At 43.1% G+C, this 2,015-nt stretch carries 2 protein-coding genes; one reads left to right on the forward strand and one right to left on the reverse strand.

Annotated features, from left to right (window positions below; all coding sequences use genetic code 11):
* Nucleotides 1-19: 19 nt before the first annotated feature.
* The gene (locus QZV24_RS10490) at nucleotides 20-199 is read left to right on the forward strand and encodes a hypothetical protein (protein ID WP_294523609.1); all 180 of its coding nucleotides are present in this window, start codon (nucleotides 20-22) and stop codon (nucleotides 197-199) included.
* A gap of 311 nt (nucleotides 200-510) precedes the next feature.
* On the opposite strand, the gene QZV24_RS10495 is transcribed toward QZV24_RS10490, so the two are convergent.
* Nucleotides 511-1,203: a PDZ domain-containing protein gene (locus QZV24_RS10495; protein WP_294523611.1), complete on the reverse strand. Its 693-nt coding sequence runs from the start codon at nucleotides 1,201-1,203 to the stop codon at nucleotides 511-513.
* Between the last annotated feature and the right edge of the window lie 812 nt (nucleotides 1,204-2,015).

Consider the following 2,015-nt stretch of genomic DNA (forward strand, 5'->3'; position numbering starts at 1 on the left):
TAACGGGGGATAATGGTAAATGGGGAACAGCAACGAATATTATATTTTGGCCAGTAAGATACATAATGATCTGTTGGCCATATTACAAATGAATGAAACACTGAAAGATATTGATGTTATGCTGGATGACATCAGCCGAAAAATCGGGCCGGTGGAAGAAGCCACCTGGCTTGAACTGGAAAGAAGAAGAAAGAATTGATTTTTGAGGGTTGCGCTGGCAACCCTTTTTTTATTCCCACTTGACAACATATCACTATTAAAATACAATGACCCAACAGGAGTGGTCCTCTACAACGCAATAGCGTTGACTATAGGATCGCTCCTGTTTTTTATGGCCCAAATATAGTATGACATAATAAAAAACAGGAACAGTTTCCTTACAAACCGAGCATAAGTCGGCCTTGAAAACAAGGAACTGTTCCTGTTGCGATTAGCTTATCAAAGTTGTGAAAAGGTGTCAAGGATAGAACGGAAATGATTAACGGCCTACATTTTAGAGAACTGTATCATTCAAATACCATGAGAGGCCCGGAACTCTTCTGCCGTTTGAAACTCCCCTTTTAGCTGCACTGTTTTCTGTTTCCCGTCTTTTTCGACTACCAAGGTTACTGTTGGACATAGTCTCATACCCAAAACGTCCACACTCGTTGTTGCATTTTTACCATTAATAGAAATAATCTTTGAGTTTGGTTCTATACCAGCTTTTGCAAATGCCTTGCCAGGGGTAACCTTCGTTATAGCCGTCTCTTCATATGTAAAACCGTAGACATACATACCATCGCAGGCGCTCTTTATATCAAATAATACATATTTAATCCAATCAGGCTCAATAGGCATTGAGCCCGTTCCAAATTCAGGAGCATCGGTAAAAATAACATTCATCGCTGCGTTTACCACTATTTTTTTCTGGGTATTCTCCACAGTATTAATCACCAACTGATAATAAAATTTTCCCTTAAGGGCCTCAAGGTCTTTTAGCTTATCATCAAAAGCACCTTTAGTGGGGGTATAATTATAAGTCAAAACATTAGGCGTTGCTGAAATTAATATACAATCCGTATCACTGCTCATAATACTCATAGCTATTTGGTTGACGCTTTGCAAGGTGCCATTATCCACAATGATAGGTGCTGCCAAAGCATTTCCTGGCTGTATAACAGTAAGGTAAAAAAACATAATAATCATGACACAAATTTTTTTCATTTATTAAATCCCCCTTAATTACCCATTACTTCAATAAATACCAAGAATTCATTATCCAACATATATAGTTGTATGGCCATCCAGGCTACTAACACAAACTTACTGCTAAATTGTTATACTTTTCCTTTAGAAAATTATAGCATGATGAGGTAGTTCTTACTACTGATTTGTTTATGGGCGGGCTGTATGCCGGATGGGGCGGCTGTGCCATTTTCCGGTGCACAGCTGCCCTGTCCGGATGGTGGGGGGGGGGCGCGAAGCGTCTAAATAGTAGCCTCGAAAGACTGGTCAGCTTTTGATAAGTTTGACTATCGGACAGTAAAAGATGGTCCCGGCCAGCTCTGGTCTGGTTTTACTTCCGATAGTCGTAAGGAACTTATCGGACGCTCACCAGTCAGAGTATATGAGCCTGGGCGGATACGAAAGCAGACAGGGAGAGTGAGGAGCACGGCTGGATGCGGATGCAAAAGCCCTGGCCATACTCATAGCACTACATCCATAGTCAGGGAAAAGGCGTCTTACTAAAATTGGGAAGCTGGTCCTGAAAGGGCGGGTACTGGGGCTGTGCCCCAGCTCCCGCGGACAAGACTTGGTTTTGGAAAGAACTCCTTTCCACCGGCACGACTTGGAACAAAGCTGCGTCTGCAGCGCAGTGAAAAGTGGTGCTGTGGGGGGCTGCACTACGAGGTGGGGGCGGTGGCTGGAATGAGTGAAGGGAACCGTAACGGAAAGACAGCTACCGCAAACTGACCCCATAGCAGTCGATATATATCTTCTGGTGAAAGGGTATGGACCAGATCTGGATATGGACA

The sequence above is a fragment of the uncultured Anaerovibrio sp. genome (assembly GCA_902786545.1).
Classification (GTDB): Bacteria; Bacillota; Negativicutes; order Selenomonadales; family Selenomonadaceae; genus Anaerovibrio.